This is a genomic window from Njordella calcicola (genome assembly GCF_056494125.1).
Genome location: NZ_CM151396.1, coordinates 2,728,056 through 2,750,073 on the forward strand (window position 1 = coordinate 2,728,056; position 22,018 = coordinate 2,750,073).

Below are 22,018 nucleotides of genomic sequence, written 5' to 3' on the forward strand. Positions count from 1 at the left end.
AAGGTTGTGTCGAAGAACACTGCGTTTGTTTTTCAAAAACTTTTCCGTTTGTTGCACGGATTAGGTTCTCTGAGGCCACTATTCAAGTAACGAGCGAGTTCAAGATGTTCCAGTAGCTCGGTTTCCTTTCACTTGAACTTTGTACTTTGCCCAACCACGGCTGGCTCTTACGTCTGAGGGACTCCACCACATGCGCCTGACACTTCGAACACTCCTAGCCTACCGAGACCGAGTTCTTAGCCCCAACGATGCGCGAGAGCTGGAAGCGAAGATCCGCCAGAGCAAGCTTGCGCAGCACACGATGGAACGCATCGACGGGGGCTTGGCCAGCCGCAGTTTGGGTTCGCCATCCAATAATGCAAAGGGCAAAGAGCAAGATCCCAATGTGGTCGCCGAGTACTTGGATAACACAATGCCCGCTGACGAGGTGCCGCAGTTCGAACGCCACTGCTTCGAAAGTGACATCCAACTGGTGGAGGCTGCTTCGGTGCATCGCATTTTAAGCAGCGTACTTAGCAGCCCTGCCGAAGTCTCCGATGCGCTGCGTGACCGGCTGAAGGCGTTGATCGCTGACCAAGCGTCATCGTCCAACCGCATTCCAAGCCCGCCTATTCAAGCTCCTGGAAAGACCAATGGGCTTGCCACACAATCGGGTTTGGCTGCCAATCCTGCGTCGCATGCGGTCGAAACGAAGAATGGGCAGTACTTGCGAGTCGACGACGCTCATCTCTTGGCCGAAAGTACGCAGGCAGAGCACGACGCCGCTTCAGATCCCGGCCAGCGGTCGGCAATGGCGGAGATCCAAACCCATGGACTCGATCTGTCGGACCATCGCACCAATGCTGTACCTGAATATCTGCGAGATCGTTCCGAAGGGGTCTTGATGCAAATCGGCTTGGTCGCATTGCTGCTGGTAGCTTTAGGGCTGGTCGCTTGGAAGACTATCGGGCCTCTAGACGAAGTCTATTCCATGTTCAGCAACGCGCAGCAACCTCGAATTGCTACAGCCGATGGCAGTGGGCCAGCACCAGTCGCTAGCATAGCAGAGCCACCGATTGTCGCTGAGGATTTTGCCCCTCCACCAATCGCGGCCAGTACGACGCCTACCAACGAAACTGCGGCGGTCGCGACGGCGACGCCCAGCTCACCGCAAGATTTATCGACCAGTTCTGCGGCCGTTCCAGGCACCGAGATGGCAGTTGCAGAGGCGGCTCCGCCGGGAATTGGATCGCTGGCGACAGTCGATGCAGCAACAAGTGATGCAGCGACCGAAACGTCGCTGGCGGAGGCTGGTACAGATGCCTCTTTGGCTACTGACCTCCAGCCTTCCAGTGTAGCGGTTAGCGATAGCGCGCCGCCTTCGATGGCGAGCGTTGGTGCCGCTAGTGTCGCGCCTCCTTTGCCTAACGGGTCAGCCGTGGTCGCAGAAGACATGGCTCCGCCGATACCATCGATGAACCCTATATCGCAAGAGGGTCAGTTCAGCTCGATCGCTTGGCAGCCGGAAACGAAAGAGTCTGCTGCGGCGGTGGTAATGGCTTACGCAAACGAGAAACCAGAACTGGAAAGTGTTCGGCTGGTGAACATCGCGGAGATGTTGCCTGCGACCGAGCGCTTGATCGTACCGGATGCTTATCGGACTGAATTGCGAGTGCAACCTGGTTTGAAGTGGGTCGTCGCTTCCGCAACCGATTTGCAAGGTCAGCAGGGCAGCGAGCCGAAGGTGGCTTATGTTCGTTTGCGGATCGGCCGTGCGATACTGCATGCCACGGCCGACTGCACGACTGTGGTAGTTCGCATCGGTAACCAAGATTACAAGATCGCGATGGATTCGCCGACAGCGATTGCGAGTATCGAACTACGCTACTTCCCCAAGACCGGTGTGTCGATTGAATCGACGGTTGCCCAAGCCGAATCAGGGGCTGAGCTTTCCACGACCGCTTTGATGAGTCCCGTAGTGACGATCGGTTGCGTGGCTGGTAAGGTCCAAGTCCAAGCCAAAAGTGCGGCTAGTTGGTCGCTGCCCGATGAATGCGAGCCTGGTGTGGTGATCGCCTATGTCGATAGCCAGCGCAAGCGATTGCACACGTTAACCGAAGTCCCTTGGTGGTATCGAACGAGTATTGAGCGTCCGATCGACGCAGGAGCTGCCCACGATTTAGCTCTTGAACTTCAGACTATCTCTTCCGAGCCGATCGACGTCGAAGAGGCCGTCGCAGAAGAAGCGATTCCTCAAGAAGGCTTGCTGACGATTCTGAAAGAGACCACGGGAGCGCGTCGAACGGAAACCGCTGCCCTGGCCGCTCGGACGCTAGCGCTGTTGGGACATTACGATGCGATCTTTGGCAAGGATGCATTGATGAACCAAAGCTCCTCTCGTCCACATCGAGCCTTGGTCCTTGAATCGGTTATACAATCCCTGGGAATCGACGCTCAGCATTCAATGCAATTGGTCGAAACCTTGAACCAATATGACCCACCCCGCGGAAGTAGAATTCTGACGATGTTGATGTTGCCCGACGCGAAATCGCTAGCTCAGACCGATGGTGCCAAGCCTTTTGTCGATGCGCTATCAAGTTCGTATCTCGATGAGCGTGCCGTCGCCATTTATCAACTGACGAAAATCACGGGTAAAGAGTTTGCCTATCAACCCGATCGTGTTACCAGCGAAGCCCTATCGCAGTGGCGGAAAAATCATAACGCGGGCAAAATCATATGGAGCGCCGCTTCGGCCAAACCATTAAACTGGGATACCCCTTAAGCCGAATTGAAAATACATGGATGGAAAATTGTGAACGACGCCCCTGATTCATCAATCGATCCTACGGATGACCGTAACGCCGAACCGGCTTTGGACGTTTCGTCGGTCCCCGAGGTAATCGCTGATTTGACGCACAGCGGCAACGTTGGATTCCGCCGCGCCGCGGAGAAGGTCAGAACGTTCCCGCAATCGCCGGGGGTATATCTGATGAAGGATGCCGCTGGAGTGGTCATCTATGTCGGCAAGGCAAAGAACCTACGCAATCGAGCCGGCAGCTACTTTCAAACCACGGCCGCACGCGAAGCTCGCACGGCCGACTGGTTGCACGAGATTGCAGATATCGACTTTCTGGAGTGTGCGAGCGAAGTCGACGCTTTGCTGACGGAGAGCCGGCTGATTAAGGATGTTCAACCTCGCCACAATAAGGATCTCAAGGACGATAAAACCTATCCTTATCTGATGATTACCCAGCAGGAAGATTTTCCACGCGTCGAAGTCACACGCACTCCCAAAGCAACGGGTGCCAAGCTGTATGGCCCGTTTACCAGTGCTGGCCAATTGCGTGGCGCGCTGCAAGTACTACAACGCGTATTTAAGTTTCGCACTTGTTCGCTGGATATCGAAGCCGATGATCCGCGTTGGCAATGGTTTCGCCCATGCTTGTTGGCTAGTATTCAACAATGTACTGCCCCTTGCAATTTGCGTATCGACAAAGAAGCGTATCGCCGCGACATCAAGCGATTGCAAACCTTCCTTGACGGTGGCAGCGTGCGATTGCTGAAACAAATGCGCGACGAAATGACTGCCGCTTCCAAGGCGATGGAATTTGAGAAGGCGGCCAAACTACGCGACGAAATCAAGCTCTTAGAAAACCTTGATCGCCGCGGTGAAATCGACACGCATGTGCAACCGGAAGTATTTTACATCGACCCCAAACGAGGCATGCGTGGACTGAAGAAAGTGTTGAACCTGGACAAGGAACCTCGCATCATCGAAGGCGTGGATATCGCTCATCTGGGTGGTAACGACACTGTCGCATCACTCGTGCAATTTTTGGATGGCTTGCCTTTCAAGCCAGGGTATCGTCGGTACAAGATTCGGGGTGTACAGGGCGTTGACGATTTTCGAAGTATCCACGAAGTGATCTCGCGGCGCTTTCGAAAGTTAAGTGACGATCAAAGCGAGTTTCCGGATCTGCTGATGATTGACGGCGGGAAAGGTCAATTGAACTCCGCGATCGCTGCGTTTCGTGATCAGGGCATCGAACCGCCCGCATTATGCTCGCTGGCCAAGCGCGAAGAAGAAATCTTTTTGCCCGGTCAGTCAGAATCTATCCGCTTAGGACGCAATTCGTTTGCCCTGAGACTGCTGCAGTACGTGCGCGACGAAGCTCACCGATTCGCTCAGCACTACCACCACATCTTACGTCGCAAAAGCACGTTGGATGAGAGCTAGAAAAGTGTCAGAGAGCTAGAGAAAAGTGTCAGGCGGCATGGATTAAATAGCTTACGCGTTATCGATTCCCGACACCTTTTCTAGGGTCGAAAACCGGTCGGTCGTCACATGGAATTGTGGCTCTTCCGCGAAAGAGACGGAGATAAGGTCCTTGGCCTTGCAAATCATCTGCCTGCACTCCTCGCTAAGATGCGTCAAATGGAGTGTCTTTCCAAGTTGTTGGTATTTCTTGGCAACGACATGGATCGCTTCCATTCCCGAGTGGTCATAAACCCGTGTGTAATAGAAGTCAATCACGACGGTATCTGGGTCCTGCCGTGCGTCGAACAACTCTTTAAATTGGGTAGTGGATGCGAAAAACAATGGCCCATGAAGCTGATAGACTTTGGTGCCATGCTCTGTAACCTTGATGTCCGCGTTGATGTTCTTTGCATGCTTAAAGGCGAACGCTAAAGAAGAAACAATGACTCCTATGATCACGGCCGAAGCAAGGTCATGCATAATGGCGGTGTAGAGCGTGACGATGACCATTACCAGAAAGTCCGTCAGCGGAACTTTGCGGTAGAGCTTCAACGACGCCCATTCGAACGTGCCGATCACAACCATAAACATGACGCCGACGAGAGCTGGCATTGGGATCATTTCAATCCACTGCGAGAAAAACATCACAAATGTAAGTAGGCAGCAAGCAGCAAAGATTCCAGACGTACGACCTCGCCCCCCCGATTCCACATTGATCAACGATTGCCCGATCATGGCACACCCTCCCATGCCACCAAACAAGCCACAGATGATGTTCGCCGTCCCCTGTCCGAGGCACTCGCGGTTGCTGTTGCCTTGCGTCTCGGTAATCTCGTCGATCAATGTTAGAGTCATCAGCGACTCAATCAATCCGACTGCCGCCAACACTACTGCGAATGGGAAAATGATCCACAGCGTGGCCAGAGTCACAGGCGGCAGTTTGAATGTTTGAAAGAACAGCGTTGGCAAGCCAGCGCTGATGCTAGTAGCTTTAGGATCAATATTATCCATCGCCGCAGCAATCGATTCGGCTTGTCCTGGCGTGACATCCGCTGATTTTAGCGAAGGCCCAGGCTGACCAACTTGGTTGATGGATGTTGTCGAGTCTGTGGCAAGCACTCCTTTTGCAGCAGCAACTTTCGCATTGGTCGCCAACATATCGCCGACGGTCATGACGACATGACTTTGGTTCTGGGCAGCCATTTCAGTAGGCAAGAATCGGTTCGATGCAATGCCGATACCACTGACGACAAGGATAGCGGCCAACGAAGCAGGTACCGCCTTGGTCCACTTGGGAAGCAGCCAAATGATGGCCATCGTCAACGCAACCAGAACCAGCATGATCCACAATGCAGGCCCTTGCATAAATTCAAGTGTTCCAAGGGAACTCACCGTCTTGAAACTGCCAAACTGGGCCATACAGATAACAATTGCCAAGCCATTGACGAACCCCAGCATTACCGAATGAGGTACCATACGAATCAGGACACCTAATCGCGCAAAGCCAACTAGTAACTGCAGCAGCCCGCAAAGGATGACTGTAGGAAACAAGTACTCGATACCATGAATCGCGACCAAGCTAACGACGACAACAGCCATCGCACCCGTTGCTCCGGAAATCATGCCCGGACGACCACCGCATATTGCGCAGATCAGCCCGATGAAGAATGCGGAGTACAGGCCGATGATCGGCGACACTCCTGCGACAAACGCGAAGGCGATCGCCTCGGGGACCAATGCGAGTGCGACTGTGAGCCCAGACAGCAATTCGTTTTTAAGATTCTGAGGCCGTGAGCGAAATAGATCGAGCATTTATAGACAAAACTTCCTAGTGGTTTGCAATGGCAATCAAACAACCGCAACCTACCATGTCACGGGATGCCAAATGTTGGAGAGTCAACAACACGAAATAGACTCGACGCGCCTTGCGTTAGGGCGGAGTGACAGATGACTTAGAGATCTGTACTTGAAATGTCATGTATTGAGAACCTTCGGGCATGGCTTGGATTTCAGAAGGCTACCTCGCGCGTTGCTACTTAGCAAGGTCAATGCCGGACGCAAGCTTCCGTCCTAAACACGATGGCACGTTGCGTTGGCAATCAAGGGGAGGCATCGCAACTGTATTGCGATTACAAAGAGGAGTCAGGAGGCATTGCCTCAAGCAGATTTTTTTATCCAAAACGACGACTTCACTAGCTTAACAGCATGCTAGGATCAGCTCCCAGCATGCGAACAGTGAAGTCACCGGCATGGACTTTTGTGCGTCACTTAGGCAATCGCTCGAAATTGGAGTACCGTACGACGAACTTCCAAGTCCGTCGATACTTCAACGGACAAAGATGTCCGTTGGTACATCTATTGTGAGCAGTTGCCTTAATCTCGATCGCGGCGTTTGAAAGCGTCCGCCAGCGATTCGTCTTGGCCGACAATCCAACGCTGGCCGTCGGTTTCAAGCTCTACAAAAGTCGAGCCAATCTCGGTCACTTTGCCCGTGATACCAGCCAAATCAAACTGATCGCCGACTCGCACCGTGATAACTTTACCTTCGATCCGTGAAGTGAACCATGCCTCGGGCCCTTTGCTGCCGCTTACCAATCCGGTGACTCGCGTTTGAGTCGCGATATCGAATTTTGGCTTGGGAGTCGTCGGAGGAGGAGGTGGGGGGGGATCGGTAACGTTAATGGCAATGGTTTGAGTGCTGGAAGCTGCGGGAAGACCTGTATCGGTTGCTCTTACGACCACTTGGTACTTACCCAATTCGCGTGGTGACCAAACCAATTTCCCATTGCTGATTTTGGCACCTGGGGCAGTACTGCTGACCAACTCGTAATTGACGCTTTGCGTCTGATCGGGATCCTTCGCCGATAGATCGTAGCTCAAGGAACTGCCACGAACGGCATTGGTCGATGCAGTACGAGGCCACGCGGGTGGCAGATTCGCAGGATAGAAGATGTTCCGCTGGGCAATGGCAGCCAAATAAGCGTCTGCGGGCAGGTCCATTAACTTATAGTCCTTTGGATTCGGCGGCGCTTGTTTCTCGCTGGCTTCCTTCATCACTGCGACTTGAATGTCTAACTTCAACGTCATGACGCCGTACGCAGCCTTGGGCTTGGGAGCCAAACTAAAGCCAGTGATTTTGTGCAAATAGGGATGATCGTAAAAAGCATGCAGCATGCGGACTAAGTCGTCTAGGCGTGCATCGCCTTCCAGTTTGTAGGTCAAAATGTTAAACGTCTTGGTCTGCGAAAGGATGTCGCTGATATAGAGAGGTTTCGCATTCTCCAACTTCGAGGCACTCGAGAATTTGATCAACCATTCCGAGTACGCAGTCTTGGCACTTTCGACGTTGCTAGGCAACGATCGCAGCGCTAGTTCATTGATGCGCTTGCGAGCCAGAGCCCCTTGGGTCATCGTGGTTTGATTCGTCATAATCGTCTTCTGCAGCGAATCGATCGTCACGCGCTTTTCAATAAAACCTTCGCTCAGACGACTCCAACCCATATACAAGACTACGAAGACAACCAGACCGCCAACGGCCATTGCCAGTTTCTTTTCGCGATCATTCATTATTTCGCCTCCCCTTCATTGGTCTGACTATCGGTCGCCGATGCCGAGGCGTCCTCAGCGGCTTCAGTAGCTTCAGTAGCTTCAGTAGCTTCAGTAGCTTCAGTAGCTTCAGTGGCTTCTTCTGGCACTGATTCCTCGCTGCTTGGTTCACCGGCGTCTGCCCCGACAGTGTCAGGTGCGACGGTTTCCTTAGTCATATTTGCGTCGGAACTGGCCATTGGTCCAGCCCACTGCGTTTTGGTACCACCTGGAATCATGATCGTAGTTGTACCGAAATAGCGATACGTTGCGTCTTGCGTACTGGTCATGCTCCATCCCGCTGTCGTCACTGAATGATTGGGACCGCGTAGCGCCCGTTCGAAATCAGGCCCTAAACGCTGCTGGACCACGCTTGCGTTGAACAACATTTTGCCATCGCCGGTATTCGCAGCGGTCGTCACCGTGATGGGGCCCACCACAGCTTGTTCGGCAGGTAGCGCTTTGTTGGATATGTAAGCCAGTTCGTCTAGCCAATTGATGCCGGTACTGAGGAAGGAATCGATGTCTCGCTGGTTCACAACCAAGGCATTGGAAAGTTTGACACTGGCAGCGTTATTATCAACCTCCAGCTTCAACGCGGCTATCTGGCTGTTCAAAGTTCCATGGGACCAAAAGTACCACAGGACTCCACTTAGCAGCACAAAGGCAACGCCGGAGGCCATCGCAATCATCTTGGGCAGCGAACGCTGCTTGATGATCTCTTTGCGAGGATTCAAGAAGTCCACTTCGCGAGAATCGATCGGTCGTTCAATGCGAGCGGTCGCTGGTTCCCCCAACGCCATGGCCAGCGCAACCCAACCGCCTTTGGCGACTTGATCTTCGTCCGCTTGGTTGATTCGGCTCAGGTCGATCAAATCGTTGACGGAAACGGCCGTTACCGGTTGCTGAACAATTTCTTCTAGTGCAGCAGCGTGTTCTGGATTCACACCGATAGCCACCAAGCTATCGAAGTGCGTGGGCAGCTCGCCGTCGGCGGCCGCCATTGAAGTTCGCTTGATTTCACCCGCGAAAAGTTTGACGCCGCTAGGGCTTAGATTCAGGGGCGTGCGAACGTTGCGCAGAAAGTGTACCTTGCCCGCTTCACAAATCGTCAATTCCGTTCCAGCTTCATAGCCATCTGCAATTAAGAACGCGTTTTCCGCCTGGACTTTGATGTTGGGAGATCGCAAGACCGCGTTGGCCAACACGACCGGTGCCAATAATACGCTTTGCAGTTCCAAACCGGCTGCATTGCAGCAATTGCGAAGCTGATTGATGATGTTTGGCGATATTGCCATCACCAGCGCATTGGTCTGCTCGACGCCCTCGGTGGCGGGCGTCAATTCGGTACGTGGCAAGACCAGAAAGTCGATTGGCCATGTCTCTCCGGCAACCGCAAACAGTCGGCTGGCGGAAAATTTGACCATCTCCGGCAGTTCATTCAATTCGTTGGTCGGAAGATTCGCGGCACGAACCTCCGTGTCAGCTCGACGGACGATCGCCACACATTTTCCGCCGCGAACCCCAGCCGACTTCACCAATTCGCTCAATGCCGAAGCTGCTTGGCCCGGTTCCGTCAACGGTTTGTACATCAGCCGCTCCATCTGGACTTTTCCACCAGCGGGGGAACCGATGGCCAGCCAAACGCTCGACTTGGTTATTTCAATTGCAATATGACGCATGAGAGATCAGATTCGGGGGAGGGCTAGGAAAGGCAGATCCAATGTTTAGTTTAGTTGGAAAACATCGGAAATCGTAACAAGTTTCGCTCGCAGACGCTCGGAATCCCTTAAAGGCCTCCGGTTGGAACGCCTAAATTCGTCATCAGGGCACGCTGCCCCAGGGTTGGCAAATCAAATCCACGCCCCAAGTGATCCATGCGACGGTACGAAACGATCTTGGGAGGCGAATCGGTGGCATCCACCACGATCTGCAACCGTGCAAACGATGCTCCCTGTTCGAAATAGCCGACCACCTGGGCCGAAAAAACACTGCCAGCATTGGTGAGCAGCGGAGCCAACTGCCGCATCTGGTCCAACGTGATGATGCCTTCCACCACCGGCCACGTTTCGAACTGGCGATTTTCGCTGTCCGAGGGCTGCGATCTCGCTTGAATGATTTGGTCCACGATCTCGGTTGTCATTCCCGGGAGCCCCGACAAAATCTCGCGCGGTGCCTGCATTAAATTAATGCGACCGGGCAACGATGGCGATTCTGACACGGTCAAAAACTGCATCAGAGCCGGCATGTATTGGCCCATCGATAACGGATCATCGCTGAAAGGTGAAGTATAAGTGGTCGTTTGGTCGCCTTCGGTAATTGCAATCGACGACCCGATCAAATCGAAAATTTGAGAGATTTGATTCGAACCGCCACTGGCCAAATCCAGTTCCACCGCACTGGCCGACCATGGACGTGGGGGTTGAGCGACCTGCTGGACTGCACCCACGCCCTGTCCTCCACCGCCTTGTCCTCCACCGCCACCAAAACCACCGCCGCCTTGACCGCCACCTCGACCACCGCGACCACCACCTTGTCCACCGCGTCCGCCGCCGCCCATGTCACCGCCACCTTGACCGCCCCGACCACCGCCAAAATCTCCGCCGCCTTGACCGCCTCGACCACCGCCAAAATCGCCGCCACCTTGACCGCCGCCACCTTGACCGCCGCGTCCACCACCGCCGCCTTGACCGCCACCGCCCCCGCCGCCTTGACCGCCGCCAAAATCTCCACCACCTTGTCGTTGCATCCAGACCAACCGCCCAACTGGCGCAGCCGAACTTCCATTCAAATTCAAGGCAGAGCGGCCACCACCGCCACCTGGAAATCCACCGCCACCGCCTGGGCCGCCACCGGGAAAGCCCCCGCCGCCTGGACCGCCACCGCCTGGACCGCCACCGCCTGGACCGCCACCGCCTGGACCGCCACCGCCGCCGCCTTGGCCACCACGGCCGCCTTGGCCGCCACCGCCGCCTTGGCCGCCGCCGCCGGGACCACCGCCACCTTGGCCGCCGCCGCCGTCTCCTGTATCGCCTCCGGGAATCCCTACAACTCCAACCGCTGCTTGCTGATTGGCTGCGTTGCCGTAGATCCGATAAGCCAGGATGTAGCTAACCCAGTCTTCGTTGGGGATCACTTCCTGCAGTTGCGTTTGCAGGGTCTCCAAGTCCTGCGAGTTGATATTGATACGAGGGTTGCCAGCCAAATCGACATTCTTTTCGCGAGAGTGCAACGTCAGAAAAGGTGCCCAGCCTAATTGCGAAATGGCACCGCCGCCCACCATGCCTGGCATGGCGGTGGCCTGGCCATTGGCCGCCGCTTGGCTCGCTTCGGCTGGATCCAGCACGCCGTTGCGATTCAGGTCAAGACCGTACAGCAACTCCGGTGTAACGCCTTGTACTAAAAGCAGCTCTTCGATGCTGCGCAAATTCGAGTTGGCTGCTTCATAAGGAATAGGCAGTTGCTGATAGTATTCATTCTCAGCTCCAAATTCCCGCACCTCATCGTCAGAATCAATCCAGTCCAGAATGCAGTCTGCGATCTGCTCGGTCATATTCGGCAAACCCATAAGCAATCCGCGTCCTAAACTGCCACCTCCACTGCTAGCTACGTTTGACGCAGCAGAACTTAATTCGCTGGGCAGTCCCAGTGCCGCCATGCCGCTGACGTCCTCGCCCCCCCCTAACACACTTCCGGCCATACTGTAAACGCTGTCAATCGTTGCCAGTGCATTCAAGTTCAATTTGGCCGATTCGTTCTGCAATCCGTAGCGAATCCCCGCATACTGGCCATTGACGTCCAAAGCCGCTGCAAGGATAGAAAAGTTCGCAACGTTGTTCAAATTCGTGTCCGGCACAACGTTGATCGCTTGGAAGTACCCTGGATTATCCCAAACACCGCCGGCATTGTTTTGGTCGATCGGAGGCCGGGACAAAAATAGTCGCACGTGGTCAATGCCAGACTCGGCCGTCAAGCGTGCTTGGGTCGCACGGCCCAGCAGGATGCTTTCCTCGCGGCTAGCCAGCATGCCTTCTGAAAAGCCGAGTGCTGCCAGCGTCACTGCCGCCACCACCAACAGCACCATGATCAGCACAAAGCCCGCGAGCTTTGCTTTTGACAAGCCGCGCTGGATTCGTTTCTTACTGCGGTGCATCGTTTTGTTCTCCATCTTTCAAGTACTTCGTCATTCGGCACTTCATAGCCCAAGTTGTGCTGATCCATCGTCTGCTGTGGCGGGAGAGGCGGCCAGGGCTGCCCCCGGTACAATCACCAAGGTGGAGTAAATCGTAATACCGCTCTCCTGCAAACTGGTCGGCGACATCATGCTCATATTCAGCGGCGGTACCATACGCTGCTCCGGTGGCGTGTTGGGGTTTTGCATCGCCAGCGTCACACGCACGACAATGGGCAACCCTTGCGTGGACGAATCCCAGGTCTGCAGCCATTCCATCCCATCATAGAACTGGAAATCCAGGCCAACGACTTCACGCGCAATCAAGGTCCCGGTTCGATTGATCCGGTCCGACTCGCCGTCCACATATGCTTTTTGCAGCACATTCCGCGCGATCATGCGCCGCACCAACCCACTGGTGGTCGCATTGGCAGCACTGGAGATCAATACATCGGACGACAGCGATGACAGCGAATCGGTCACTCCGTCAATCTGCTGGCCTTGAACATAATAGGTTACGGTCTTGATGTCCGTCGGTAAGTCATTCAGCGTACCAGCCATGATATCCGGTTGCTGCATAATGCTTTCGTCCACCCGCGGCGGACGGGAAATGTCAACTTCAATGCTGGTCGCGCTGCCGATGATCCCCGGTGGCAAACTAGCCGACCCGGAAGATTCCATTGCGCCACCACCCGTCATCCCAGAACCGCCAGCCATTCCAGAACCACCCGACATTCCAGAGCCACTGAGCATCGAGGACATGTCGCCCATGCTGCTGGCAGAGCCGCTGGCACCCATCGACGCCCCCCCCGCGGCGCCTAGGCTGGACAACGCTTGACCGCCAGCGGTGCTTTGAAGCAACGCCACCAAGGGCTGAACATCAAAAGGCTCATCTCGTACTACGCCGCGAATATCGTCAGCAATCATGCTCAGGATCGTGCGAGCTAGCCTTAATTGTTCAAAGGTTGTGTCGGCTTGAGTGCGATTCACGACATACCATTGCATCAAACCGCCAATCAAGCCAGCAATGACGGTGGTCAGCGCCAGCGAAATCAAAATCTCGACTAACGTCATCCCCTGTCGTACACGCGATGCTCTCCGTCGAATCGTCATCTACAAAGCCCCCCCTGTGCTTGAGTTGCCAGTGGAACTCGTCCCGCTCTCTGCCGCAGGAATATCCATATTCAACATGGGATTGATAAACCAACGAGTCAGCGTTGCCAGCGGCTTGGCCTGATTCTGAGCAGACACAGCATCACCAACAAAGACCGTGACCGTCATAATATCCGGTTGATTGGACTGGATGGCATCGATACGAAAGTACCATTCTTTCGTGGAAAAGCTTTGATCGGTCACCAACGCCCAATCGCTGGACTGCATCGGAATCGACTGTAAAGCGACCTCCGCGAGTTTCGATTCGCAAATCAAATTCGCCTGCAGTTCATCTCGCGAGTCGATCGCATTATTGGTCGCATTCTGAATGATCTGAGCCAATAGGGCTGCCGACATAGCTAAGATGCCGATCGAGATCACCACTTCCAATAAACTGATCCCTCGATGTTTGGAATCGCGTCTGCGTTGTTTCATGTTCATTGTGGTGCTCCTGCAGCGGGAGTAATCCCTGCTCCTGGCACTAATTCCAGAACTTGAGTTGAACCCGTGACGCCGCGTATCTCGACCGCAATCCGACGCCCTCGCTGATTCGCAATCACGATTCTGGCCGTGCTGGTTGATCCATCGGGATAAAACAAAATGGGGCTTGAAAGCCCAGATGCCGACGACATATCGACAGACCCCGTTTGCACGGCGCTGCGAAGATCGGTAAACACTTGAGCGGCTTCAAACGCAACACTCTCGCCAATGCTCCAACTGGTACCATTGACAGACCCGACACTTTCGACCGCCCCCATCGCATCGGTACTAATGACTTGCCCCAGCTCCGTCATCACCGTTGCGCCGCCCGATGCGCTGGCTGAATCGTCCGCGGATAGCCACGGCTGCAAGGTCACGGCACGACCGCCTAAAGCGACCTGCATCATCTGAATTTGTCCGGTGCGAATCGCCTGCAGCCGGGCCTTGCGGACCTCTAACTCCAAACGTCCAGCACCGCCCGTGATCTCGTTAGATAGAATGTAAGCCTGATAGGTCGGGATAGCGAACCCTGAGACCATAACCAAAATGGCCAGGACTAAAATCAGCTCCAACAGTGTGAATCCGCGTCTCATCGTACTTCATTGTGGATGCTGGGCAGGCAAAATTAGGGAACTTTGCAAATGGGACCTTCTGAAAATCTCCAATCCAAAAGGAGCTGGCTCGTCGCGACACAAAATCATGCCGCTCGAACACCATCATGCCAGCTCTCTGTCGGGAAATTCTAAAAAGCGATGTTTACTTCGGCTTGCTAGAAATATCGTCTGGCGTGTTAGGTTGGCCATCGGGACCGTTGCTGCGAATCTCGAACTGCGAGCCACTCACCGTGTAAACGTACTCGTTGCCCCAAGGATCAGGACCGATCGGTTTGTCGCTGACGGGATCCCATTTAGTAGGATCCGCCAAATTCGAAGGCTGCTCATAGAGATCCTTGAGAGCCGTCGGAAGATTGCCATTCATCAACAAATACGTGTTGACCATGCTGGAGAGCGAGGAAACCTGCGTCGCGGCAGTCTGCTTTTTGGCACCACCCAGAACGCCTGCGGTGTTAACAATGACCAGACCAGCCAAAATCGAAATGATCACCAAGACCAACATAATTTCGGTCAAAGTGAAACCGCGCCGGCTTCTGCGAATTCGACGGGATTGGGACGAGCGTGTTCTCATAGCTTGTTTCCTTTCAAGATCTTTAAGATTATTTGATGGAGTTATTTAGGCGGGATCAAAGAGGTACGAGGTTATAACAACCATCCACTTTGCGAAGTGTTCCGCGATTATTTTGCAATTTCCGCGACTTTCACTTCCCTTCATTCTACTTTAATTTGCCTCAGCATCAAACGGTACGCGTTAATATTTGCCTCCGCCCACTATTCCAGCAATGCGGCTAGCTCGCCCAAGATCAACGCCGTTGCCCCCCAGACAAAATAGTCGTCCAGCTTGAATCCAGGGGCATCATACTGACAAGTCCCGCGCTGCATCGTGCCGACTACCAGCGAATCTTCCCGAGCCAGCTCGCTGATTGGCAGCAACAGCAAGCTCGATACTTCTTCTTCATTGGGGCGAAATTCCGCTGGCTTGTGATAGACCGTCAAAAATGGTTGCACCTGATGGTTGCTCGCGAAAACGTAAATCGGAGTCAATGGAGCAAGCAATTCGAGCGCTTGGCCATCACAGCCCAACTCTTCTTGAAATTCGCGTATCCCAGCGTGCCAAGCACTTTCACCAATTTCCAAGCGACCGCCAGGCAAAGACACTTGGCCACGATGGTCGCCAACCTTGTCGCTGCGTACCGTCAGTGGGATGCAGTATCCTGTCGGCGTCTGGCAAAGCGCAACAATGACGGCTGCTTCATGGGCGGTCTTGGAAACGGGACCCCGATGCCTGCCATAGGCCATTTCGGGTGCGAACTGCGAATGCGACGCGAAACCTGGCATGGCATGCCGACATCGCGCTCGCAAAGACGCTAAATCAAAATCGTTGCTCGTCACGCTCATCAATCGCCTCATTCACATCCGCAGCATTTGGAACACTGCGTAGGTATCGTTTTCAAATAGAATAGGAAGTGCTAGGGGGCTAGGGTCGCTGCGGCGGTCCAGCAAAATGTAATCGAACTTGAACTCACGACTCAAATCGATCGCTCGCACTTGGTTCATCGCTTTCGGTCCACCGCGCGGGTCTCGCGCAAATACCAATTTGGTTCGACGATGCCATTCAATCAAGTCGCGAGCGTTCTGTGGCGAATCTTTCCAACAAACTACCTCTGCACGCTGGGCATACCATTTAAACGTCTGCTGATTGCGTGGCGTTAACCACAAGGAGTCCGACGGTGTAGCGGTCTTTATCCAGTAACACACATCCTGCCAGTCTTGTAGCGTGGATTTCGCTCGCGGAGCACTCGTATTGGCAAAAATCAGCGACTGGTAATCCGCCGGCGGAATCTGATGTCGATTCAGTTCGGCCATCTTTTGAAACACCAGCCAAGACCCTGGCAATAACAGGACCGACCAGCAGAAAACTTCTGCCGTTAGTTTCCAAGGCGTTTCATAGCTGATTTGCCTTAATCGATAAATGCTGGCAAGTGTCAGCGTGCAGATCGCAACAGGCCACGCCACATCGTTCCAGCGGAACCAATAATATCGCAGCAGATTGGCGGACCAGTTGATCGCCCACCCCTTCAACGACACATCGATGATCGCTCCGATGATCGCAAACACCACGCCAAACACGCAGGTAAGCAGCAGCAAAGCGTAATCGGGGCTCCAGGATTGAGACGCTTCCGTTGGGGATTGTGCCTGAACGCGGTTGTCGGAGCGTGTCATCCGAAAAATCCACCCTGTGACGCCGGCTACCGCGAGTGTGGCTGCCACGAGTCCTGCATGCTGCCACCAACGCTGGTTAGAGAATCCGTACACTCGCAAGTGGTGTGGCAAACGTGCGAAGACATAAATCATTGCCCCTTTTTCTGCAGTGGCCGCATCGGCGTCCGCATTCATGGCCAGCGCAGGCAGCAAGCCAACTAAGAAGAAGACAATGGCAATCGCTGCGGCTGCAAGCGACATCGCTCGCGAAGATCCGAGCTCTTGGGCCATCGCAGTCTCGGACGATGGGCCGATATTTGGCGAGCGAATGGAAAGGGAGCTGCGTAAGCACCTACCGACGTCAGGCCAGCATGCTTCCAGCAATCGGCGCGAAACAACGGCGGCTAACAAAGCAAGCCCGATCCAACCGCCGGTGATGACGTGGAAAGCGCACGCAATGCCGAAATGTATCCAAACCCATGGCCAATTCGATCGCACTGCGGCAGCCAACGCCATGAACGCGAATGCGTAAGCCATGCATTTGGCTTCACAACCACCCACCACCCACTCGCCGGACAAATGTCCCCAATGGATCGCTGCTAAGAATAGCAGGATCGACGCAGTCCCCATCATGCGAATCGGTGCCAGCGTGTCAGCCAGCTTACACCAACCACACGCCAAACTGAACCAGCAGACCAGTCGGCCAATCCATGTGGCAATGGCCAACGAAGTGAACTTGGTGGCTACTCCGAAAGTTGCAAAGAAGAACCAATGCGCGTCACCAGATTCGAGAAACAAATCACCTGGACAGAAAGTGGGATCCCAAAAGTTTTTCGCCTTGGTCATGTAATGGGATTCATTGACGTCAGGGCAATACGTCCCGCCATAGATCAAAAGGACGCCCATCGTGACGATGACATCTAACCATAACAAACCGCCTCGCACCGATCTCAATGTTTCGCCTGCCGTCTTTCAAGTGTCACTCATGCTCGGGATCTGTGGATTCGCGTCCCAATTGTACGCGGATTTGTTGTAATCGTTTCGCCAGTTCCGCCTCCAACCCCCGGTCCGTGGGATGATACAACCTGAGGTCGCGGTCCATATACTTCTGGTCGGCAACCCCTCCATCGTAATCATGCGCATACTTATATTCAGCCCCAATTCCTGTTTGTTTGGCCCCTGCGTAATGAGAATCTCGCAGATGTTTGGGGACTGCCTGCAATTTGCCTTCGCGGACTTCTTTGCGAGCTGCTGAAATCCCTGTTGTCGCTGAATTGCTTTTGGGAGCCAGCGCAAGATAGATCACGCATTGGGACAAGGTTAGTTGAGCTTCCGGCAATCCAATGAACTCGCAAGCTTGCATCGCTGCGACCGCGACCATTAAGGCTTGAGGGTCCGCATTCCCGATATCTTCCGAGGCCAAGATCACTAGTCGACGGCATAAAAAGCGAACCTCTTCGCCACTTTCTAACGCACAAGCTAGCCAGTACAGTGCTGCATCAACGTCGGAGCCGCGAATGCTTTTGATCAGAGCGCTCGCCAAGTCGTAGTGTTCATCGCCAGTGCGATCAAAACGAATAACCTTGCGTTGGATCGATTCTTGGATTGTCGCTTCATCGATGACCTTTGTGTTCGCCGGCAACGATAACGCAGCGATCTCCAAAGCACCCAGTGCGCGTCGAGCATCGCCTTCCACGACACTGGCTAAAAACTGCAAAGCGGACGGCTCAATCGTCAATTGCCGAGCTCCCAGACCGCGCTCACGATCGCTCAACGCCCGCGACAAGATGATTGCGATATCGTCTGCTTGCAACGACTGTAGCTCGAACATCTGCGATCGACTAAGCAACGCATCGTTGATGGCAAAGAAAGGATTGCTGGTCGTCGCACCGATCAACGTGATGACCCCCGCTTCCACATCGGGCAGCAGTGCGTCTTGTTGTCCACGGTTGAAGCGATGGATCTCATCAAGGAACAAGACAGGGCGTTTGCCCGTGGCAGACAGCTCATCAGCGGCCCAAGCAAGCACTTCACGCACGTCCTTGACGGTCGCCGACACGGCGCTCAGCGATCGAAACTCGCCATCGGTCTCTTTCGCTAGAATGCGAGCAAGCGTCGTTTTCCCAGTTCCCGGCGGGCCATAGAGCAACACCGAGCCCAATCGATTGGCTTGCACCAACCGCCGCAGCAACTTGCCGGGGCCAAGTATGTGCTGCTGGCCGATCATTTCGTCCAGGTTGCGTGGACGCATGCGGCTGGCTAGTGGCTCGCTGGCTTGGAGGTTTTTCGATTCTAGTTCTTGAAACAGATCCATCTGCCGCTCATTTGGAATCCGAACGAACTGGTAATCGTAAACAGACCGCTTGCTTGGCATTTCGCATTAGCAATAAATCGCCGGCTAGCGTCGGGATGTTCCATGTCACGCCATCCAAGACTGCCAGCTTTGCCAGCTCCCGAAACTGTTGGGGTTCGGCGGCCACTAAAACCAATTCGCCGTCCTCGCTGGAGATCACTAACGTATCGCCACACAGCAACACTTGGCCGTGACCATAGCGACCTTTGATCCATTCGCGTTGGCCGCTGACTAAATCGACGCATTCGAGACGACCATCGTTCAATCCATAAGCGTAATCGTTTCGGATGATCGCTGATGTGAATTTGGTCTTGAGCGATTTATCGGAACTCCATGCCTCAGTTAAATTCCATTGGTCGCCGTCACGAGTTAGTGTCAATCGTGCACAGCCTTTGAAGTAACCTTTGCTCAGGAAGATCTCGTGGTCGTTGATCGCCGCCGCTTGGGAAACGCTCGCATCCGCATTGCTATGGCTTTCCCAAGGATGCTCCCACAATCGATCGCCAGAAACAATGTCGTAGCCTGCGACCGTTTTTTCATCGACGTAAACGATCTGGTCGACGTCCGCGATGGTCATGCGTTGCGGCGACGCGTAGCTGACTTGCTTCTTGCCTGATTTCCATCGCACTTCGCCAGAGTTCTTGTCGACAGCGATCAGCGTAGCGGCTTTTTCAGAAGCCATATTACCGCCCATCGGTGCGATCACTAAATCATCGACTACTAAAGGCGAACCGCTGCGTCCCCAACTGACTTCCTTTTCAAATGCCGCTTGGTCAATCCCCGCTTCTTGCAGCAAATCGATCTGCCACTGAATGCGTCCGGTTGCTAGCTCGATTGCCGCCAGTTTGCCAGCGGAAGTGTTCACAAACACGGTCGATTCGCTGATGCAAGGAGTCGAACGCGGTCCCGCACCGCCTTCGATGCGATAATGCGAACCAGACAATTGAGCTAACCAAAGCGGCTGGCCATCGGATAACCGCAGTGCTAAGACGTTTTCATGCTTGCCATCGATAGCTTGCTCCAGCGTGACTGCAATTCCTGATTGGATTGCAAAACTTGCCCAGCCGCTACCAATCGGAACTCGCCATATTTCTTGCGGCCGTTCTTTCGTCCAATCGGTCACTAACGCGACATCCTGGCTGATGCCATTGCGGTCGTTGCCTAAAAATTGCACCGATCGATAGTCGTAGAACTCGCTCCCCACCTGCGGCAAGGCAGCGCTGGCCACAGGACTTGTCGACGCAGCGGGCGAAGCATCATCGGTGGCAGGGCTGTTGGTATTTGCCGAATCTACGGAGGCCAACGCCGACGACACGGAAGGCTGCTGAGGCGTCCAACGCGTGCGAAACTGAGGGACTAATTCGCCTGAAACGCCTTCAAAGCGAAACAGAGCAGCCACCAGCCCAATTGCCACTAGCGGTAAGGTTGCAATCACAGTTCGTCCAACCAGCGGAATACCGCGGTGCAGCACCAGCCACAGGTACAACGAGCCGAACGCGAACAGGGCACCTATCGCAAAAACGGCGTTACCGCCGGCATGATCGCGTTGGTAGACTGCATTGCCGATAACGGCCGCCAATGCGAAGAGGACTACGGCAGTCACCAGCCCTGAATAGTGCCACATGCGCCCAAAGATAGAGCGGCGAGCAGGGGGCAACGGCGGAGCGTTTGAAGGTTGCGACATCAGGAGCAGTGCTCGGAATCAAGGTCCAAATCAACGGTTCGACTGCTGTTATAGCAAACTTTTCCATTCCAATCTAATGCTAAGCCAAGCGAGACTAAGTCGAGAAGCCTTTGCAGTGGATCTTGCGTAGTGGCACTTGGGCAAGATCCACTTCAGGTACGTCTGGAGATCGCGGAGGCCGGATCAAGAGAAGCGACCCGGTTACAGGCCTTCGAAGAGCGATTCGGCAACGTTTTGGTTAACCCCACGCCTCAGAGGCTCGCGAATCTGATAGCCATAAAGTTCGGCAGTGTGAAATGTTGCCAGAGGGGCTTTAGCGAGCTCCGCTACCTAGTGGCGCGTCGAGTACGTTTTGCTAAGAAGATGGGATTTCACAACGGGCCTTGTCGAAAAGATCGATCGAGTTAATCTATCGATATTGAGATTTGATATCAATAAGGAAAGTATGGACTGACATTAATGAGTAGTATGAAGAAGCCGACTTCAGGATTCACGTTGGTTGAGTTATTGGTGGTGATCGCGATCATTGGCATCTTGGCAGGGTTAATCATGCCAGCGATCAGCCAAGCGCGTGAGTCGGCTCGCAGGATGAGCTGCAACAGCAACATTCGCCAGTTGCAGATAGCCACGGCTAGTTTTGAGTTGCACCAGCGTGTGATGCCTAGCTCATGGCGAAAAGCATTGGATTCGGGCGACGGGTGGTCCGCTCAAGCTCAGTTATTGCCTTTCATGGAGATGAAAGAGCTGTATTTGAATTCGAATTTCGAGAAAAGCTATAACCATTCTACCGTGCGGATCGGGGCAAACTCGACGTCGATGCCCATTGCGGCCTTTCGCGTACCGCTGCTGCAGTGTCCTTCCAGCGACAAAGATCGACCGCGTTTGGATAACACTGGCAAGCGAATTCATTATCCGCTGAATTATGCGGTCAATCTTGGGGAGTGGCTGGTTTGGGATCCGGAGTTAGAGCAGGGAGGCAATGGCGCATTTGTCCCTGGTCGACGCGGATTGTCATCGGCAGCTTTGACGGATGGTTCCGCGAATGTTTTGGGGTTTGCAGAGGTCGTTGGCTACACTCCCTATTTTCGCAATGCAAGGTTGCCGGGAGATCTGCCAATGCCAGTGGACGATCAGATTTGTGGATTGGGAGGGGAGTTCAAAAACGACTCAGGGCATACCGAATGGGTTGACGGGCGCGTGCATCAGATCGGATTTACGACGGTTTACGGACCGAATGCAAAGATAGTTTGCAAAGTGGATGGAAAAGATTATTTGCCCGATTGGACCAACGCGCAAGAAGGGCGGTTTTCGGACACGAAAACCTATGCCGCCGTAACTGCTCGCAGCCACCATCGAGGCGGCATCAATGTAACCTTTTGCGATGGCCGCACGCAGTTTCTCAGCGAATCGATCGACCTGTATACGTGGCGAGCTCTGTCGACTCGCAATGGTTCCGAATTGATTGTGAATCGCGACTATTAGCAGTTGTGATAGCAGTTGCGACCGAGCCTAGCAGCTTACGCAATCTTCCCAATTTTCC

Annotated in this window: 15 protein-coding genes; 3 read left to right on the plus strand and 12 right to left on the minus strand. The window is 54.1% G+C overall.

Annotated features, from left to right (window positions below):
* The first annotated feature begins 190 nt into the window (after positions 1–190).
* Both SH302x_RS10245 and SH302x_RS10250 read left to right on the plus strand, forming a co-directional pair.
* Complete coding sequence (locus SH302x_RS10245; RefSeq protein ID WP_479368619.1) at positions 191–2,761, plus strand: hypothetical protein; 2,571 nt, start codon at positions 191–193, stop codon at positions 2,759–2,761.
* A 90-nt stretch (positions 2,762–2,851) separates the two neighbouring features.
* Positions 2,852–4,216: an excinuclease ABC subunit UvrC gene (locus SH302x_RS10250; RefSeq protein WP_479369260.1), complete on the plus strand. Its 1,365-nt coding sequence runs from the start codon at positions 2,852–2,854 to the stop codon at positions 4,214–4,216.
* 51 nt (positions 4,217–4,267) lie between these two features.
* On the opposite strand, the gene SH302x_RS10255 is transcribed toward SH302x_RS10250, so the two are convergent.
* The 12 genes from SH302x_RS10255 to SH302x_RS10310 all read right to left on the minus strand — a co-directional run bounded on the left by SH302x_RS10255 (position 4,268) and on the right by SH302x_RS10310 (position 20,478).
* Entirely contained in the window at positions 4,268–6,049 is a 1,782-nt protein-coding gene (locus tag SH302x_RS10255; RefSeq protein WP_479368620.1) for a SulP family inorganic anion transporter, read from the minus strand.
* 561 nt (positions 6,050–6,610) lie between these two features.
* A complete protein-coding gene (locus SH302x_RS10260) occupies positions 6,611–7,804 on the minus strand; it encodes a cadherin repeat domain-containing protein (protein WP_479368621.1) in 1,194 nt (397 codons plus the stop codon).
* On the minus strand, positions 7,804–9,504 hold the full coding sequence (locus tag SH302x_RS10265; protein ID WP_479368622.1) for a hypothetical protein: 1,701 nt from the start codon (positions 9,502–9,504) through the stop codon (positions 7,804–7,806). The genes SH302x_RS10260 and SH302x_RS10265 overlap by 1 nt, the downstream gene beginning before the upstream one ends.
* Positions 9,505–9,611: 107 nt before the next feature.
* The gene (locus tag SH302x_RS10270) at positions 9,612–11,990 is read right to left on the minus strand and encodes a type II secretion system minor pseudopilin (protein ID WP_479368623.1); all 2,379 of its coding nucleotides are present in this window, start codon (positions 11,988–11,990) and stop codon (positions 9,612–9,614) included.
* 27 nt (positions 11,991–12,017) lie between these two features.
* Complete coding sequence (locus tag SH302x_RS10275) at positions 12,018–13,106, minus strand: PulJ/GspJ family protein (protein ID WP_479368624.1); 1,089 nt, start codon at positions 13,104–13,106, stop codon at positions 12,018–12,020.
* Positions 13,107–13,586: a type IV pilus modification PilV family protein gene (locus tag SH302x_RS10280; protein ID WP_479368625.1), complete on the minus strand. Its 480-nt coding sequence runs from the start codon at positions 13,584–13,586 to the stop codon at positions 13,107–13,109.
* A complete protein-coding gene (locus SH302x_RS10285) occupies positions 13,583–14,218 on the minus strand; it encodes a pilus assembly FimT family protein (RefSeq protein ID WP_479368626.1) in 636 nt (211 codons plus the stop codon). The genes SH302x_RS10280 and SH302x_RS10285 overlap by 4 nt, the downstream gene beginning before the upstream one ends.
* A gap of 163 nt (positions 14,219–14,381) precedes the next feature.
* Positions 14,382–14,810, minus strand: coding sequence for a type II secretion system protein GspG (locus SH302x_RS10290; protein ID WP_479368627.1), 429 nt, complete (start codon positions 14,808–14,810; stop codon positions 14,382–14,384).
* Between the two features lie 200 nt (positions 14,811–15,010).
* Positions 15,011–15,637, minus strand: coding sequence for an NUDIX hydrolase (locus SH302x_RS10295; protein WP_479368628.1), 627 nt, complete (start codon positions 15,635–15,637; stop codon positions 15,011–15,013).
* Positions 15,638–15,649: 12 nt separating this feature from the next.
* Entirely contained in the window at positions 15,650–17,386 is a 1,737-nt protein-coding gene (locus SH302x_RS10300) for a DUF6798 domain-containing protein (protein WP_479369261.1), read from the minus strand.
* A gap of 34 nt (positions 17,387–17,420) precedes the next feature.
* Positions 17,421–18,755 carry a replication-associated recombination protein A gene (locus tag SH302x_RS10305; protein WP_479368629.1) on the minus strand — a complete coding sequence of 445 codons (1,335 nt, stop codon included), beginning with the start codon at positions 18,753–18,755 and terminating at the stop codon, positions 17,421–17,423.
* Between the two features lie 7 nt (positions 18,756–18,762).
* A complete protein-coding gene (locus SH302x_RS10310; protein ID WP_479368630.1) occupies positions 18,763–20,478 on the minus strand; it encodes an outer membrane protein assembly factor BamB family protein in 1,716 nt (571 codons plus the stop codon).
* Between the two features lie 459 nt (positions 20,479–20,937).
* On the opposite strand from SH302x_RS10310, the gene SH302x_RS10315 reads away from it, so the two are divergent.
* Positions 20,938–21,960, plus strand: coding sequence for a DUF1559 family PulG-like putative transporter (locus tag SH302x_RS10315; protein ID WP_479368631.1), 1,023 nt, complete (start codon positions 20,938–20,940; stop codon positions 21,958–21,960).
* Positions 21,961–22,018 lie beyond the last annotated feature (58 nt).

Coding starts and splice junctions, on each gene's coding strand:
- SH302x_RS10245 (WP_479368619.1), top strand. CDS start 191: ATGCGCCTGACACTTCGAACACTCCTAGCCTACCGAGACCGAGTTCTT.
- SH302x_RS10255 (WP_479368620.1), bottom strand. CDS start 6,049: ATGCTCGATCTATTTCGCTCACGGCCTCAGAATCTTAAAAACGAATTG.
- SH302x_RS10260 (WP_479368621.1), bottom strand. CDS start 7,804: ATGAATGATCGCGAAAAGAAACTGGCAATGGCCGTTGGCGGTCTGGTT.
- SH302x_RS10265 (WP_479368622.1), bottom strand. CDS start 9,504: ATGCGTCATATTGCAATTGAAATAACCAAGTCGAGCGTTTGGCTGGCC.
- SH302x_RS10270 (WP_479368623.1), bottom strand. CDS start 11,990: ATGGAGAACAAAACGATGCACCGCAGTAAGAAACGAATCCAGCGCGGC.
- SH302x_RS10275 (WP_479368624.1), bottom strand. CDS start 13,106: ATGACGATTCGACGGAGAGCATCGCGTGTACGACAGGGGATGACGTTA.
- SH302x_RS10280 (WP_479368625.1), bottom strand. CDS start 13,586: ATGAACATGAAACAACGCAGACGCGATTCCAAACATCGAGGGATCAGT.
- SH302x_RS10285 (WP_479368626.1), bottom strand. CDS start 14,218: ATGAGACGCGGATTCACACTGTTGGAGCTGATTTTAGTCCTGGCCATT.
- SH302x_RS10290 (WP_479368627.1), bottom strand. CDS start 14,810: ATGAGAACACGCTCGTCCCAATCCCGTCGAATTCGCAGAAGCCGGCGC.
- SH302x_RS10295 (WP_479368628.1), bottom strand. CDS start 15,637: ATGAGCGTGACGAGCAACGATTTTGATTTAGCGTCTTTGCGAGCGCGA.
- SH302x_RS10305 (WP_479368629.1), bottom strand. CDS start 18,755: ATGGATCTGTTTCAAGAACTAGAATCGAAAAACCTCCAAGCCAGCGAG.
- SH302x_RS10310 (WP_479368630.1), bottom strand. CDS start 20,478: ATGTCGCAACCTTCAAACGCTCCGCCGTTGCCCCCTGCTCGCCGCTCT.
- SH302x_RS10315 (WP_479368631.1), top strand. CDS start 20,938: ATGAGTAGTATGAAGAAGCCGACTTCAGGATTCACGTTGGTTGAGTTA.